General features: G+C 35.3%; 17 protein-coding genes. 16 read left to right on the top strand and 1 reads right to left on the bottom strand.

The annotated features are described in order from the left end of the window. The first annotated feature begins 430 nt into the window (after window positions 1–430). The 8 genes from BW732_RS02360 to BW732_RS02325 all read left to right on the top strand — a co-directional run bounded on the left by BW732_RS02360 (window position 431) and on the right by BW732_RS02325 (window position 7,022). Entirely contained in the window at window positions 431–1,384 is a 954-nt protein-coding gene (locus BW732_RS02360) for an AEC family transporter (protein WP_161485498.1), read from the top strand. Between the two features lie 427 nt (window positions 1,385–1,811). Then, window positions 1,812–2,885: a BMP family lipoprotein gene (locus tag BW732_RS02355; RefSeq protein ID WP_077275286.1), complete on the top strand. Its 1,074-nt coding sequence runs from the start codon at window positions 1,812–1,814 to the stop codon at window positions 2,883–2,885. A gap of 12 nt (window positions 2,886–2,897) precedes the next feature. After that, window positions 2,898–3,833, top strand: coding sequence for a nucleoside hydrolase (locus tag BW732_RS02350; RefSeq protein WP_077275285.1), 936 nt, complete (start codon window positions 2,898–2,900; stop codon window positions 3,831–3,833). Window positions 3,834–4,039: 206 nt separating this feature from the next. After that, window positions 4,040–4,579 carry a 5-formyltetrahydrofolate cyclo-ligase gene (locus tag BW732_RS02345; protein ID WP_077275284.1) on the top strand — a complete coding sequence of 180 codons (540 nt, stop codon included), beginning with the start codon at window positions 4,040–4,042 and terminating at the stop codon, window positions 4,577–4,579. 4 nt (window positions 4,580–4,583) lie between these two features. Beyond that, complete coding sequence (locus tag BW732_RS02340; RefSeq protein ID WP_077275283.1) at window positions 4,584–5,312, top strand: rhomboid family intramembrane serine protease; 729 nt, start codon at window positions 4,584–4,586, stop codon at window positions 5,310–5,312. 104 nt (window positions 5,313–5,416) lie between these two features. Further along, window positions 5,417–5,626, top strand: a complete 210-nt coding sequence (locus BW732_RS02335; protein WP_077275282.1) for a YqgQ family protein — start codon at window positions 5,417–5,419, stop codon at window positions 5,624–5,626. Continuing rightward, window positions 5,626–6,591, top strand: coding sequence for an ROK family glucokinase (locus BW732_RS02330; protein ID WP_077275281.1), 966 nt, complete (start codon window positions 5,626–5,628; stop codon window positions 6,589–6,591). The genes BW732_RS02335 and BW732_RS02330 overlap by 1 nt, the downstream gene beginning before the upstream one ends. 29 nt (window positions 6,592–6,620) lie before the next feature. Then, window positions 6,621–7,022 carry a rhodanese-like domain-containing protein gene (locus tag BW732_RS02325; protein WP_077275280.1) on the top strand — a complete coding sequence of 134 codons (402 nt, stop codon included), beginning with the start codon at window positions 6,621–6,623 and terminating at the stop codon, window positions 7,020–7,022. A gap of 38 nt (window positions 7,023–7,060) precedes the next feature. Here the strand turns inward: BW732_RS02325 and BW732_RS02320 are convergent, their stop codons facing one another. Beyond that, window positions 7,061–7,228, bottom strand: a complete 168-nt coding sequence (locus BW732_RS02320) for a DUF3042 family protein (RefSeq protein ID WP_077275279.1) — start codon at window positions 7,226–7,228, stop codon at window positions 7,061–7,063. Between the two features lie 130 nt (window positions 7,229–7,358). On the opposite strand from BW732_RS02320, the gene BW732_RS02315 reads away from it, so the two are divergent. The 8 genes from BW732_RS02315 (at window position 7,359) to BW732_RS02280 (ending at window position 14,889) form a co-directional block, all read left to right on the top strand. Beyond that, window positions 7,359–8,090, top strand: coding sequence for a glycerophosphodiester phosphodiesterase family protein (locus BW732_RS02315; RefSeq protein ID WP_077275278.1), 732 nt, complete (start codon window positions 7,359–7,361; stop codon window positions 8,088–8,090). Beyond that, window positions 8,091–9,047 (top strand): tRNA (adenosine(37)-N6)-dimethylallyltransferase MiaA, encoded by a 957-nt coding sequence (gene miaA, locus BW732_RS02310; RefSeq protein WP_077275277.1) that lies wholly within the window; start codon window positions 8,091–8,093, stop codon window positions 9,045–9,047. A gap of 69 nt (window positions 9,048–9,116) precedes the next feature. Next, window positions 9,117–10,289, top strand: coding sequence for a GTPase HflX (gene hflX / locus BW732_RS02305; RefSeq protein ID WP_237301597.1), 1,173 nt, complete (start codon window positions 9,117–9,119; stop codon window positions 10,287–10,289). Between the two features lie 106 nt (window positions 10,290–10,395). Beyond that, window positions 10,396–10,737, top strand: a complete 342-nt coding sequence (locus BW732_RS02300) for a MerR family transcriptional regulator (RefSeq protein ID WP_077275275.1) — start codon at window positions 10,396–10,398, stop codon at window positions 10,735–10,737. A 28-nt stretch (window positions 10,738–10,765) separates the two neighbouring features. Then, window positions 10,766–12,103, top strand: coding sequence for a type I glutamate--ammonia ligase (gene glnA / locus BW732_RS02295; protein WP_077275274.1), 1,338 nt, complete (start codon window positions 10,766–10,768; stop codon window positions 12,101–12,103). Between the two features lie 210 nt (window positions 12,104–12,313). Beyond that, the gene (gene efp / locus BW732_RS02290) at window positions 12,314–12,877 is read left to right on the top strand and encodes an elongation factor P (protein WP_077275273.1); all 564 of its coding nucleotides are present in this window, start codon (window positions 12,314–12,316) and stop codon (window positions 12,875–12,877) included. A gap of 108 nt (window positions 12,878–12,985) precedes the next feature. Continuing rightward, window positions 12,986–13,867, top strand: a complete 882-nt coding sequence (gene cdaA, locus BW732_RS02285; RefSeq protein WP_077275272.1) for a diadenylate cyclase CdaA — start codon at window positions 12,986–12,988, stop codon at window positions 13,865–13,867. Next, complete coding sequence (locus BW732_RS02280; protein ID WP_077275271.1) at window positions 13,864–14,889, top strand: CdaR family protein; 1,026 nt, start codon at window positions 13,864–13,866, stop codon at window positions 14,887–14,889. The genes cdaA and BW732_RS02280 overlap by 4 nt, the downstream gene beginning before the upstream one ends. The last annotated feature ends 21 nt before the right edge of the window (window positions 14,890–14,910 follow it).

The raw sequence follows: 14,910 nt of genomic DNA, 5'->3' as shown, positions 1-14,910 counted from the left end.
TTTTCTTATCATTATCCTAAATAGTAGTGAAATTTAAACGCCAAGCAATCATTGTGCTGATGGGTTTAGGGTTATTATAGTCAAGATAGACAATAGCATCATGACAAAAGACGTAATTGGCTAATCGCAAAATTTAACTGGTTTAGATATTAGAAGGATTTATTTTCTAAATAGATTACGATACTAATTGATAATTTGAAATATTTCTTATCGTTTTTTAGACAAACATCTATTTAATTGTTAAAATTGTAGTAGATTAAATAGTTTATGAAAGAAGGTGTTATCAATTAGTTTTATGAGAAAACAACAGATTATTAGTGGTTTGAATATTTTTGTTTAATTATTTAGGTGTTGTTTTTTTAAGCTGTTATACACATTTTAACCTTTAAACAAGATGTGTTTTAAGTTCAGAAAAGGAAGTGACTTTTATATGCTTGCTAATTACTCAACGATTATTGTTTTATTTGCAATTATCGCTATGGGCTATCTAATTGCTAGAAAGAAGAAATTTACTAAAGAAATTAGCGCAGCGATGTCTTTCTTTGTTATTACGTTTTCTTTACCTGCAGAAATTTTTTTAAGGATTACACGTGAATTTACCAAGAATGATCTCATTGCTGTTTTTAAGGATGCTTTGTTGCCTTTATTAGTTATTATCTTATTGTTTCTATCTGGTTTCTTTTTAGCAAAAATTTTTAATAAAGGAAATCAAACGTCTGGTGGTTTTATTCTGTGCTTTGCTTCACCGAGTGCTGCTTTTATCGGTTTTCCAATTATATTAGGATTGTATGGCGACCGAGGTTTGCCTTATGCGTTACTCTATTATATTTTGACTAGTCTTGCGACATGGACAGTTGGTGTCACATTGATAAATAAGGACGGCGACCGAATTAATGGTACTAAAACAACATTTAGTGTGATGAAGTTGGTCAAAGAAGTTTTCAGTGCCCCAGTAATAGCCTTTATTATAGCGGGTATTTTTGTTTTTATGGGTTGGCACTTACCTACAATTGGTCAAACATTCTTTAACTATATTGGTGAAACAACCTCACCACTCGCTATGCTTTTTATTGGTATGTCAATTTATGAAATTGGTCTCAGCAAGTTGAAATTTACAAAAGAAGTTTTAGGTATTCTAGTTGGACGTTTTATTGTAGCACCAATCATTGTTGTAGTATTTGCGAAATTACTAAATGTTTCCTCAATGATGGCAGCAGTTTGCCTGATTCAAGCCAGTTTACCAGTTTCTAATTCAGTCGCTATTTTAACTGGTGAACGGAATATTGACGTGGATGTGACGGATTCATCTTTAACGTATTCATTGCTTGCTTATCTTGTTATTTTCCCTGTATTAATGAAATTAATTGACCTTTTCTTTATTTAGTTAAAATAGTGTCATTAGGTAATCACGTAATAGTATGGTATAATAAATACATATTAATGATATTTATACGCAACATGTAAGTTTATTTTAAGAAGTTTATTCTTTTTGGCGTAGTTAAGGAACTACAGAAGGTGCTTAAGAGGTTGGGTTTGCACTGTTTGAACGAGAAAAAATTTATAATCGAGTAATAGTTTTGGAACACTTTAAATATAAATAAAAAATTAGTTAGATAGCCACCTTTTAAAAGGTGGCTATTGTCAATTAAGCAGAAGATTATAATCTTCTGCTTTTTTTATTATTCGTCATTTTTTGTAAAAAATAAAAAAATACTTGTAATAATTCTTTTTTATACATATAATCATATTATAAATTAACAATTTAAATAAAAATAAATAAAAATGTTCGTGTTTTTAAAAAGGAGAAACTAATGAAATCACTATCGAAAGTTATCACATCTATCAGTTTAATGGGTTCAGCTATGCTACTAACTGCTTGCGGAGCAAAAGAAGCAAAGCAAGTTGAAGCAAATGAAACGAAAGTTAAATCAATTGTCATGGTGACTGATGCCAATGGTGTTGATGATAAGTCATTCAATCAATCAGCATGGGAAGGATTAGTTGATTGGGGGAAAGAAACGGGCGCTAAAAAAGGAACGACAGGTTATGATTATATTCAATCAAATGATGCCTCAGAATTTACCACGAACATTGATCAAGCTCTGACAGCAGAATTCAATACTATCGCTGGCGTCGGCTTTTTAATTCGTGATGCGATTGAAACTGTTGCAACTCAACACCCTAGACAGCAGTTTGCGATTATTGATTCTGTGATTGAAGGTAAAAATAATGTTGTTTCAGCCACATTTAGAGATGGTGAAGTGGCCTACTTAGCCGGAATTGCAGCGGCATATACGACAACAACAAATCACGTTGGGTTTATTGGTGGAGAAGAAGGTGCGATTATTGACCGCTTTGAAGTTGGTTTTAAAAAAGGAGTACAAGATGCTGCAGAAGCATTGAATAAATCAGTTAAAGTGGATGTAAAATATGCAGCATCTTTTGCTGATCCAGCAAAAGGTAAAATGTTAGCAGCACGTATTTATCAAGATGGTGCGGATATTATCTACCACGCATCTGGTGGAACTGGTGCTGGTGTCTTTCAGGAAGCAAAAGCTTTAAATGAATCAAGTGCAGATAAAAAAGTTTGGATAATTGGTGCGGATAAAGATCAAACAGAAGATGGTAATTATAAAAATAAATCTGGAAAAGCAGATAATTTAACGTTGACTTCTGCAGTGAAACGAGTCGGATCCGCATTGAAAGATATTGCTAATAAAGCGAATGATGGTGAGTTTCCTGGTGGTGAACATTTGGAATACGGACTGTCAAATGATGGTTTAGAATTAATTGATGGTAATATGGACGACAAGACGATTCAAGCAGTAAAACAAGCAAAAGATAAAATTATTGCTGGTGACTTGATTGTTCCAAGTAAAAAATAAGGAGATGAGAAGATGGTCAGAAAGGTATATTTAAATCACGATGGTGGTGTGGATGACTTAGTATCACTATTTTTATTATTAAAAATGGAAAATGTTGAATTAACTGGTGTTGGAGTAATTCCAGCAGATTGTTATTTAGAACCGGCAGTGTCTGCGAGCCGGAAAATTATTGATAAGTTTGGCCCTAGTCAACATAAGATTGAAGTAGCAGCATCTAACTCGCGTCCAGTTAATCCATTTCCGAAAGATTGGCAGATGCATGCATTTACTGTTGATGCCTTACCGATTCTCAATGAATCTGGTGAAATTAATACGCCACTATCATCTTTACCAGCACATCGTCATCTAATTGAAACATTACATGCTAATGAAGAACCACTCGATTTAGTGTTTGTAGGTCCATTAACCGATTTAGCACGGGCATTATTAGAAGATGCAAGTATCCAAACAAAAATCAGACGTCTATATTGGATGGGAGGTACCTTTTTAGATAAAGGTAATGTCGAGGAACCAGAACATGATGGTACGGCGGAATGGAATGCTTTTTGGGATCCTGAAGCGGTCGCTACTGTTTGGAACAGTAAGATTCCAATTAGTTTAGTTGCATTAGAGAGCACCAATAAAGTTCCATTGACAAATGATATTCGTCAAATGTGGGCTAGTCAACGACGTTATGAAGGAATTGATTTTTTAGGGCAATGTTATGCAATTGTCCCACCATTAGTCCATTTTCAAACGAATTCAACTTATTTTTTATGGGATGTATTAACGGCGATTGCATTTGGGCAACCTGATTTAGTTCAATCTGAGTGTGTTCAATCTAGTGTCATTGCCACTGGGATTAGTCAAGGTCGAACGATTCGTCAGTCTACTGGTCGGCCGGTTGAGTTGGTTCACGATGTTGCACATGATGCTTTCTTTGATTATTTAACAGACTTAGCACGATAATATTTAGAGAATAATAAACGCCATGGAGATTATCTAATTTCTACGGTGTTTATTTGTGTCTTAACGTATTATGCCCCTTATGAACTATTAGGAAAAATTAAAAAAATCGGTATTCGTCTAGTGAAAATATTTTTTGAGTGGTAATTCATGATATAATAAACACACTTTAGTTTTCATGTAGAAGGGGATGGGATTATGCCAAAAAAGTGTTAAGACAAACAACATTAGCAGCAATGAGGCGTTTAGCAATTGACAATCCAGAACTGAAGAGTGAGTATGAACAAAATATTCAATCTCAATTAGTTACTAGTGCTACCTGGCAATCAGCAACGACTATCGCAATGACTTTGCCAATGTCACATGAATTTGATACTTATCCATTGATTAAGCAAGCTCTGTCAATGGGGAAACAAATTTACCTACCGAAAGTTGTTGGTAAGGGATTAATGACGTTCCATCCTTATCGGCTTGGTGATAGCTTAGTAGAATCTTCGTTTGGAGTTCTAGAACCAAATAATCCAATAACAATTGCCCAAAATGATTTAGATTTAATTATTGTACCTGGAGTGGTTTTTTCAGATGCTGGTTACCGAATTGGTTATGGTGGTGGCTTTTATGATCGCTATTTAGATGGTTATCAACAGTCAACTTGTAGTTTAGTTTTTGATCTTCAGCTGAGTAATGATTGGGAGCCAGAAAAATATGATCGAGCAGTTCAAAAAATTTATCAGTATCAGAAAGGATGATACAATGTATCAACGACAAACGCAGTGGGATAAAATTAAAGATGGACCATATATCACGTATCTGTTTTTAAGCATTCAAATTATTGTCTTTTTATTAATGGAATTTCAAGGAATTAGGCAAGGGATTTTTTCTGGTTCAGAGAATGGCGCTATTTTACAACAGTTTGGTGCCATGGTTGCGGGTGATGTCATTTATAATCATGAGTTTTGGCGTTTCGTTACACCGATTTTTATTCATATTGGCTTAGTACATTTAGCGGTGAACTCTTTGACTTTATTTTTGGCCGGACGCTTATTGGAACCGTTAATTGGTCATACACGCTTTTTTATTTTGTATTTATTAAGTGGTATTATGGGTAATTTAGTCAGTTTTGCTTTTAGTAGTCCATTGTCAATTTCTGCTGGAGCTAGCACATCGCTTTTTGGATTATTTGCAGCCTTTATTGTTTTAGGAAGACTTTTTCCAAACCAACCAATTATTCGTCAGGTGAGTCGTAATATGTTATTACTTATCGTATTGAATTTGGGGATGAACGTTTTTAGTTCTGGAGTTGATATTTTAGGTCATATTGGCGGTGTAATTGGCGGTGTCTTGTTGATGGTGATTGTAGGTGTACCGAAAAATATACGTCATTATCAAGAAAAAATGAACCCACATATTCGCATTTTAGCAGGAATCATCTTTGTTTTTGTGACGGTATTCTGCTTATTTTATGGGTTTAAATTTAAGTAAATGGTTCAAAAATGAAATATTGGTAACGGTAACTTACTAGAAAGACTAAAAACACTCTATGATTTTAAAGGGGTTACCGTTATAATAGTGTAGGAAGTGTTTCGATGAAAACGTTATATGATGTGCAACAATTATTAAAACGCTTTGGTATTTTTGTTTATGTAGGTAATCGCTTGTGGGATATTGAACTCATGATGATTGAACTCAAACATTTATATCAAGCAACGGTCATTGAGCGCCAAACGTATCTTTTAGCGATGGCAGTACTCAAGGAGGAACACTATCGTGAAATTCTGTATCAGGAGGAATCGTAATGGATAAAAAATTAATCGGTATTGATTTAGGTGGAACAACAGCAAAATTTGCTATTTTAACAGCAGATGGCGAAATCCAACAGCGCTGGAGTATACCAACAAATATTAACGATCAAGGATCACACATTGTACCAGATATCATTGCATCTATTAAACATCGTCTGAATTTATACAACATGACTTCAGATGAATTTATCGGTATTGGAATGGGAACACCTGGAACGGTTGATCGTGAATTAGGAACGGTTATTGGAGCCTATAATTTAAATTGGCGAGAATTACAACAAGTCAAAGCACCAATAGAAGAAGCATTAAATATTCCTTTTACGTTAGATAATGATGCAAACGTTGCAGCACTTGGTGAGCAATGGCGTGGTGCTGGTGAAAATTCGGCCGATGTCTCTTTTATTACGCTAGGAACTGGCGTTGGTGGTGGGATTATTACCAATGGGTCGTTAGTACACGGGGTAACAGGTGCTGGTGGAGAAATTGGGCACATGGTAGTTGAACCTAAAGATGGTTTTCAATGTACGTGTGGACGAAAAGGTTGTTTAGAAACGGTTGCTAGCGCGACAGGTGTAGTACGTTTAGCACGAACAATGTCTGAAGAGTATGCAGGCGATTCTAAATTGAAATTTATGATTGATGATGGCCAAGAAGTTTCGAGTAAAGATGTTTTTGATTTAGCGGTTGCAAACGATCATTTTGCTCTATCCGTTGTTGATAAAGTATGTTACTATTTAGGTCTAGCATGTGGTCATTTAGGAAACATTTTAAATCCAAGTGATATTGTGATTGGTGGCGGTGTTTCTGCTGCGGGTGAGTTTTTATTAGAACGGGTTCAAGCCTATTTTAATGAGTTTTCATACCCTCAAGTGACAGAGTCGACACAAATAAAACTTGCTCAATTAGGTAATGAAGCAGGAGTTATCGGTGCTGCTTCACTAGCATTGATTTTCAAATAAAAATTTTATGAAAGAGGTTTTTAAGTATTATGGGCTTTATTTACACACTTAATGCAATCATTATCATCACACTAATCGGGATTGGATTGTATCAATTATATTTTTATTTAAAATTGAAAGCTTCTGCTAAGTATATTACGCAAGAAGAATTGCAAGAGAATATGCGTAAGGGACAGTTGATTGATGTTCGTGAAAAAGAAGAATTTAATCGTGGGCATATTTTAGGGGCTCGTAGTGTACCTTATACTATTGCTCGAGCACATAAAGAGTATCTAACGGCTATTCGTAAAGATTCACCTGTCTATCTTTATGACAATAAAAAAGTATTCTCAATTAATATGGCTAGCTTATTGAAAAAAGAAGGCTATACAGATATTTACGTATTAAAAGGTGGCTACAGTAACTGGACTGGGAAAACCAAGAAAAAATAAAAAAACTACTTCGCTTGAAGTAGTTTTTCTTTTTATTTTTATCGTGCGCGACTTTTACGCATCGCTTTTTTGCGACTATCGTCAATCATTGCTTCTTTTTCTTCAACTGGTTCAATTACAATTTTCTTTAAACCGTAAGCTAAACTAGTTAATGCTGCTAATGTTACAGCTGTTCCTACTAAGTAACCTGTTGTAAATTTTTTCATGGACACTCATCATCCTTTCAAAGTAATAACTAAGACTATACAGTAAGTTTAACATAAAATGGACATATTTTGGAGTGTTTTCCATTTATTTTTTGGATTAAATGGTAAAATTAAAGAGGGGGATTTCGTCATGACAAAAATTATTGCACACCGTGGAAGTAAAGGGACACATCCAGAAAATACACTCTCAGCCTTCAAAGAAGCGTGTATCGTTCAAAGTGATGGAATTGAGTTGGATGTTCAATTGACAAAGGATAATCATTTGATTGTGATGCATGATGAAGAGGTCAACCGTACGACAAATGGGTCGGGTCTGATTAAAGAATTGACATTAGCAGAATTAAAAGAGTTAGATGCCGGTGCATGGTTTTCAAAGTGTTTTACCGGTGAACGTGTACCAACATTGGTTGAGGTGTTAACGTTATTAGAAGATTTGGAGTACACAGGTTTATTAAATATTGAATTAAAAACAGATAAATTTGCGTATTATGGAATTGAAGACTTCGTTTTAGAAACAATTGCTAATCGTTTTGAAAAGGGAGCGATTATGTTATCAAGCTTTAATTCTGAAACGATAGACCGTTTATCAGAAAATAACCAATCCTACCCGAAAGCATTGATTATGGGGCAATCTCAAGCTAAAATTAATTTAGCATTAAGTGAGTCAAAATATGAAGGATTTCACCCATCGATGGCATGGGTTGAAGCTCATCTGGATTTAGCTAAACAGTCACCAAAGTCGGTACGTCCTTGGACTGTTAATAGTGAGGCTGAATTGTTAACCTGTTTTAAATTGCAATTAGCGGGCTGTCACACGGATTTTCCAGAGAGAGCACTTAAATTAAGAGAACGAGGAAATTAAATGAACGAAAAACAACAAGTATTAGTCATTGTCGGACCAACTGGTGTGGGTAAGACTGCACTTAGTATTCAATTGGCTCAAAAATTTGACGGAGAAATAATTAGTGGTGACTCCCTACAAGTCTATCGACAGTTAAATATTGGGACAGCGAAAGTGACTGAAGAAGAAATGCAAGGTATTCCACATTTTTTGATTGATATTATTGAGCCAGATGCGTCATACACCGCACATGATTTTAAATGTATGGCGGAACAAAAAATTGATGAAATAAGTCGCCGTGGTAAATTGCCAATCATTGTTGGTGGGACTGGAATGTATATTCAATCACTATTATTTGATTTTAACTTAGGGAAAAAAGACTTAACGTCATTTGAAAAAGAGTGTCGTAAAAAGTGGGAAAGTTTCGCTGCTACACACGGGGCAGAAAGACTTTGGTTAACTTTGCAAGAGATGGATCCTTCGGCTGCAGCAGTTATTCATCCTAATAATCAAAAGCGTGTGATTCGAGCGTTAGAAGTTTTTGACATAACTGGTGTTAGTATTACCGCTCAACAACAACTTGATTTGACTGATTTATCACAGAGTCAATATGACTGTAAAATTATTGGTTTAACAAGTGATCGTTCTGTTTTATATGACCGGATTAATTTACGTGTGGATGAGATGATGGGCAATGGACTATTAGCAGAAGCAGAATATGTCTATCAGTTAGGTGATGTCCAAGCTAAACAAGGAATTGGGTACAAAGAGTTTTTCCCTTATTTCACTGGTGAAATGATACTTAATGATGCAGTCGACTTAGTGAAACAGCATTCAAGAAAGTATGCTAAGCGCCAATTAACATGGTTTAGAAACCGCATGCCTGTCGAATGGTGGGACATCATTCAACATCCAGAGCAACAAGATGAGATTAAAAAAGATGTCGCAACTTGGGTTGTAGACAACGAAAGAGAGTGATAGCTTATCGAACGAGTAATAGTAGTCGGTGTTGAAACACAAGATAATTACCAAGTGTTTACCGAATCAATGAAAGAATTAGTTAATTTAACAGAGACAGCACAAGGTGAAGTAGTTGGTGAATTAACCCAAAAATTACCATCTGTCAGTAATAAAACAATTGTTGGTAAAGGCAAGCTAGAAGAATTGAATCAGTTAGTACTTGCGCGTGAAGCCGATATTGTCATTTTTAATCATGAGTTAACTGCAAGACAAGCTTCACAAATAGAAGCAGCCGTTCAAGTTAAAGTAATCGACCGTGTTCAATTAATTTTAGATATTTTTGCTTTGCGTGCACGCTCCAAAGAGGGGCAATTACAAGTTGAGTTAGCACAGTTAAATTACCTTTTGCCACGATTAACCGGTCAAGGAATCGCAATGTCTCGTTTAGGTGGTGGTATTGGGACTAGAGGTCCAGGTGAAACAAAATTAGAAACTGACCGTCGACATATTCGAAGTAAAATGACACAAATTAAACATGAACTAAAAGAAATTGCTGCCCATCGTGGTCGTATTCGTCAGAAACGACAAGAATCAGAAGTCTTTCAAATTGGCTTAATTGGTTATACTAATGCAGGTAAGTCAACAATTATGAATCTGATTACAGAAGCAAATACGTATTCCATGAACCAATTGTTTGCGACACTTGATCCGTTGACTAAAAAATGGACGCTACCAAGTGGCATGCAAATGACGTTAACAGATACTGTTGGCTTTATTCAAGACTTACCAACACAGTTAATTGAAGCTTTTCAATCAACACTTGAAGAAAGTCGTGGAATGGATTTATTGCTTCATGTTGTCGATGCTAGTTCGACCGACCGTTTGCAACAAGAACAGACGGTATTACACTTATTGAAACAGTTAGATATGGAAGAAATACCTGTTTTGACAGTGTATAATAAAGCCGATTTGTGTGACCAAGATAGTTTTGTTCCGACACTTTTTCCAAGTTGTTTAATTTCGGCTTTGAACCCCGCAGATGCCGATGAGTTGAAAACGGCAATTATTAAAGAAATGAAATTGGTCTTAGTACCTTATCAAGCTGAATTAAGTGAGGATAAGGCTTATTTGTTAAATGAAATGACTTTGAAGACAATTGTTGACCATTGGGAATATCAAGAAGAAACTGGTACTTATCTTGTTAATGGGTACGCTAAAAGTGGCTCGAAATGGCTAAATGAGCAGTTTTATCAACAGTAATCAAAAAAAGTTGCAACTCATGTTAGATTATCTGACATGAGTTGTTGACTTTTTTTTGATGATTGTTATTATCTGTATAACCTTTGATACGAAAGAAGTGGTATAGATGGTTAATAAAGAATTTAGGCGGACAATGGCTGTCTTCCCAATGGGTTCGGTGATGACGTTAACCGAATTAACGGCTCGGCAAATTCGTTATTATGAAGCACAAGGATTAATCAAACCAGAGCGCAATGCGGGAAACAATCGTCTATTTTCTTTAAAGGACATTGACCAATTACTGGAAATCAAAGAGATGATTGAGTCTGGTTTTACGTTGAAAGAAATCAATCAAGAGCTAGATGCTGTTAAGAAAAAACAGGAAGCAGTGTCTGAAGAAAAGATTCGAATTGCTCTGTATAATGATTTATTGCGTGAAAGTGGGTTAAACCAACAGAAAAAATTTTAAATCTATAATGGAAAGATGGGACACGTACATGAGCAAGTATACGACAAAAGAACAAATTATTGAGGCATCTAAACAAGAGAATGTTCGATTTTTACGATTAATGTTTACCGACATTTTAGGACGGATTAAAAATGTGGAAGTGCCAATCAGTCAGATTGAAAAAGTATTAGATAACAAGATGATGTTTGATGGGTCGTCAATCGAAGGGTTCGTTCGAATTGAAGAAAGCGACATGTATTTATATCCAGACTTTTCTACTTGGATGGTCTTCCCTTGGGAAAGCGAAAAAGGCAAGGTAGCTCGTCTGATTTGTGACGTGTACAAACCAGATGGTACACCGTTTGAAGGTGACCCACGTGGTAATTTAAAACGTATTATCAGAGATATGAAGGCAATGGGCTTTACTGAATTTAACATTGGACCTGAGCCAGAATTCTTTTTATTTAAAATGGATGAAAACAATCGCCCAACTAATCAATTAAATGACAATGGTGGTTATTTTGACTATGCCCCAATCGATTTAGGTGAAAATTGTCGTCGTGACATTGTACTTGAGTTAGAAAGTTTAGGATTTGAAGTTGAAGCTTCTCACCATGAATGTGCGCCAGGTCAACACGAAATCGATTTTAAATATGCTGATGCTGTTGAAGCATGTGATAAAATTCAAACCTTTGAATTAGTTGTCCGAACAATTGCTCGTAAACATGGTCTACACGCGACATTTATGCCAAAACCATTACACGGAATTGCTGGTTCAGGCATGCATATTAATATGTCCCTATTCAATCAAGATGGTAATGCGTTCTACGATGAGAATGGTCAGGATGGATTAAGTCAAACGGCTTATCATTTCTTAGCTGGCTTATTAGAACACGCACGTGGATATACAGCAATTTGTAACCCAATCGTTAACTCATATAAGCGGTTAGTTCCTGGTTATGAAGCACCTGTTTATGTGGCTTGGAGCGGTAAAAATCGTTCACCATTAGTTCGTGTTCCAAGTTCACGAGGCATGTCAACACGTTTAGAATTACGTTCTGTTGACCCAACAGCTAATCCTTATCTTGCAATGGCAACATTATTACGAGCTGGTTTAGATGGCGTTGAGAGAAAATTAACACCACCAGCTGAAGTTAACCGTAATATCTATGTCATGACAGAAGAAGAACGACGTGAAGCTCACATTACTGACTTACCATCAACATTACACAATGCTGTTAAAGCATTACGCGAAGATGAAGTGGTCCAAGAAGCTTTAGGAAATCATATTTATCGTAACTTTGTGGCAGCAAAACAAATGGAGTGGTCAGCATTTAGAGAACAAGTCTCTGAATGGGAACGTGAACAATATTTAGAACAATATTAAAAAAACACCAATTAAAATTAAAAATAGCAACTAAAAAAGATGAGAGACACCCCTCTCATTTTTTTTGTGTGTTCTTTAAGAAAGTCTTAAAAAGGTGACGTAAATGGAGTAAAATTGGTAATAGATTCGTAAATTTTTTCGATATTTCAGTCAAAAAGCCTAGTTTTATGGTACAATTATAAAGTATTTCAATGAAAGGAAGATTTTAATATGATATCAGCAGCAGATTTAAGAGCAGGAATGACGTTTGAGAAAGATGGTAAATTAATTAAAGTAATTGAATCTAGCCACCACAAACCTGGAAAAGGTAATACTGTTATGCGTTTGAAACTGAGAGATGTTCGTTCTGGTTCAACAACTGATACAACAATGCGCCCAGATGAAAAAGTGAAAAAAGCGCATATTGACAGTAAGTCTGTTCAATACTTGTATACACAAGAAGATGTTGCAGTCTTTATGGATTTATCAACTTATGAACAATATGAAATTCCTGTTGCAGTGATTGAAGAAGAATTAAAATATTTACTTGATAACATGGAAGTAAAAATTCAATTCTACGGTGACGAAGTAGTTGGTGTTAGTTTGCCGACTTCTGTTGTGCTTGAAGTTGTTGAAACACAACCGTCAATTAAAGGAGCAACTGTGACTGGTTCTGGTAAACCAGCAACAATGGAAACTGGTTTAGTGGTCAATGTACCTGACTTTATTGAAGTTGGCGAAAAACTAGAAATTAATACATCAGAAGGTACTTACCTTAAACGTGCTAAAAATTAATAATTGAGACAAAGACACTGTTTTCCTTGTGAAGATAGCTGAACTTTGTCTTTTTTAACAAATAAGTTAGACCGCATAAAAATCAAATAGCTAAGGAAGGGGGATAAAATGATTCAATTATTAGATATAGTAAAATCAATGAGTTGGCAAAGTCTGTTAGATAATCTGTTGTCATGGAAAACCCTAGTTCATTTATTAGATATTGTGGTTGTGTGGTACTTTATCTATAAATTATTACAATTATTGAATGGAACAAAAGCTATTCAAGTATTTAAAGGGATTGCCATTATTATTGTTATCCGGATTATTAGTGGTTGGATTGGTCTTAATACTGTTTCTTGGTTAATGAGTCAAGTCATCACATATGGAGCAATTGCAGCAATCGTTATTTTTCAGCCAGAAGTCCGTCGTGGGCTAGAACATCTGGGACGAGGTGCGCTACTCCGACCTTCTGTTAAAGAAACTGATTATAAAGATAAATTAATTGATGATTTAGATGAAGCTATTCAGTACATGTCGAAACGTAAAATTGGTGCGTTAATTTCGATTGAACAGGATAGTAGCTTAAATGAATACATTGATACTGGTATTCCTTTAGATTCAGATATTTCCAATCAATTATTAATCAATATTTTCATTCCTAATACACCATTACATGATGGAGCTGTAATCATTCAAGGGGATAAAGTCGCTTCTGCTTGTTCTTATTTACCGTTATCAGATAGTATGCGTATTCCTAAAGAATTTGGGACTAGGCATCGGGCAGCAATTGGTTTGAGCGAGGTAACAGATGCTTTAACGATTGTTGTTTCCGAAGAAACCGGTGACGTTAGTTTAACGTATCGTAATCACTTCAAGCCGCATTTGACACGTGAACAGTATTTAAAAATTTTGCGTGAAGAATTAATTAGTGATGATAAAGAAATGAAAAAATCGAGTTTATACCAATTTTTTGAAAGTTTTTCTATTTCAAAAGGAGGTAAAAAATGATGAAATCTAAAGAACGCCTACCATGGCTATTAAAAATTCTTTCTTTATTTTTTGCAATCCTGTTATATTTTAATGCAAATACCTCTAACCAAGGAGGAGAGCCGACGGTTGGTCTAAATGATTTAGAAGCAACAGCCATCAATGTGCCAGTTAATGTCACTTATAATCAAGATAAATATTTTATTTCTGGTTATAAGAAAGCAGTTAGTGTAAAATTGACAAGTGCGAATAAAATTTTACTGGATAAAGAATCGAATTCTGAGACGAGAACTTTTTCTGTTGTGATGGACTTGACCAACTATAAAGAAGGAACTTATGAAGTGCCTTTAGAAGTAGTTGGTAAACCAGCTTCCGTTAAAGCGAGTGTGCAACCAGCCAAAATTCATGTCACCATTGAAAAACGGAAACAAAATACGTTCCAAGTGGAGCCAGCAATTGATAGTAATATTTTTGCAACAGGCTACGAATTAGAAGAAGCAACTACTGATCCACCAATTGTGGAATTATCAGCTGGAGACGGGACACTCAGTCAGGTTGACCGAGTGATTGCTGGTGTGAGTGACAAAGAAAATATCTCTAGTGACTTTTCTGAAACAGTGAAACTTTATGCAATCAATAAAAAAGGCGAAACACTAGATGTTCAAATTAAACCGGATGAAGTTAAAGTAAATGTTGTTGTGACGGCCCCACGTAAAAAAGTTAAAGTTAATCCAGTTCAGTCTGGAACGATTCCTCAAGGCATTAAAGATTATACATTTTCGATTAAGGATAATGAGGTTGAGATTGAAGGACCAAAATCGATAATTGATGAGATTAGCGGGATTGATTTGAAAATTGATACAAGTAATATTCGTGAAACGTTGAGTGGCTCGTATGTGGTGGTTGTACCAAAAAATGTTAAAGTTAGTCCTGAGACGGTTTTTGTGACAGTCACACCAAATAAATCTGATTCTGATAAGAGTAGTAAGTCTGAAGAGTCAGAGAAAAAAAGTCAGAGTAAATCGACTGATAAAATCAATTAGTGTTTAATAAGAAGTTAGGAG

Source organism: Vagococcus penaei, assembly GCF_001998885.1.
Lineage (GTDB): Bacteria > Bacillota > Bacilli > Lactobacillales > Vagococcaceae > Vagococcus > Vagococcus penaei.
This window is presented reverse-complemented; position numbering and strand designations above follow the sequence as displayed.

Coding starts and splice junctions, on each gene's coding strand:
- BW732_RS02360 (WP_161485498.1), top strand. CDS start 431: ATGCTTGCTAATTACTCAACGATTATTGTTTTATTTGCAATTATCGCT.
- BW732_RS02355 (WP_077275286.1), top strand. CDS start 1,812: ATGAAATCACTATCGAAAGTTATCACATCTATCAGTTTAATGGGTTCA.
- BW732_RS02350 (WP_077275285.1), top strand. CDS start 2,898: ATGGTCAGAAAGGTATATTTAAATCACGATGGTGGTGTGGATGACTTA.
- BW732_RS02340 (WP_077275283.1), top strand. CDS start 4,584: ATGTATCAACGACAAACGCAGTGGGATAAAATTAAAGATGGACCATAT.
- BW732_RS02335 (WP_077275282.1), top strand. CDS start 5,417: ATGAAAACGTTATATGATGTGCAACAATTATTAAAACGCTTTGGTATT.
- BW732_RS02330 (WP_077275281.1), top strand. CDS start 5,626: ATGGATAAAAAATTAATCGGTATTGATTTAGGTGGAACAACAGCAAAA.
- BW732_RS02325 (WP_077275280.1), top strand. CDS start 6,621: ATGGGCTTTATTTACACACTTAATGCAATCATTATCATCACACTAATC.
- BW732_RS02320 (WP_077275279.1), bottom strand. CDS start 7,228: ATGAAAAAATTTACAACAGGTTACTTAGTAGGAACAGCTGTAACATTA.
- BW732_RS02315 (WP_077275278.1), top strand. CDS start 7,359: ATGACAAAAATTATTGCACACCGTGGAAGTAAAGGGACACATCCAGAA.
- miaA (WP_077275277.1), top strand. CDS start 8,091: ATGAACGAAAAACAACAAGTATTAGTCATTGTCGGACCAACTGGTGTG.
- hflX (WP_237301597.1), top strand. CDS start 9,117: ATGAAAGAATTAGTTAATTTAACAGAGACAGCACAAGGTGAAGTAGTT.
- BW732_RS02300 (WP_077275275.1), top strand. CDS start 10,396: ATGGTTAATAAAGAATTTAGGCGGACAATGGCTGTCTTCCCAATGGGT.
- glnA (WP_077275274.1), top strand. CDS start 10,766: ATGAGCAAGTATACGACAAAAGAACAAATTATTGAGGCATCTAAACAA.
- efp (WP_077275273.1), top strand. CDS start 12,314: ATGATATCAGCAGCAGATTTAAGAGCAGGAATGACGTTTGAGAAAGAT.
- cdaA (WP_077275272.1), top strand. CDS start 12,986: ATGATTCAATTATTAGATATAGTAAAATCAATGAGTTGGCAAAGTCTG.
- BW732_RS02280 (WP_077275271.1), top strand. CDS start 13,864: ATGATGAAATCTAAAGAACGCCTACCATGGCTATTAAAAATTCTTTCT.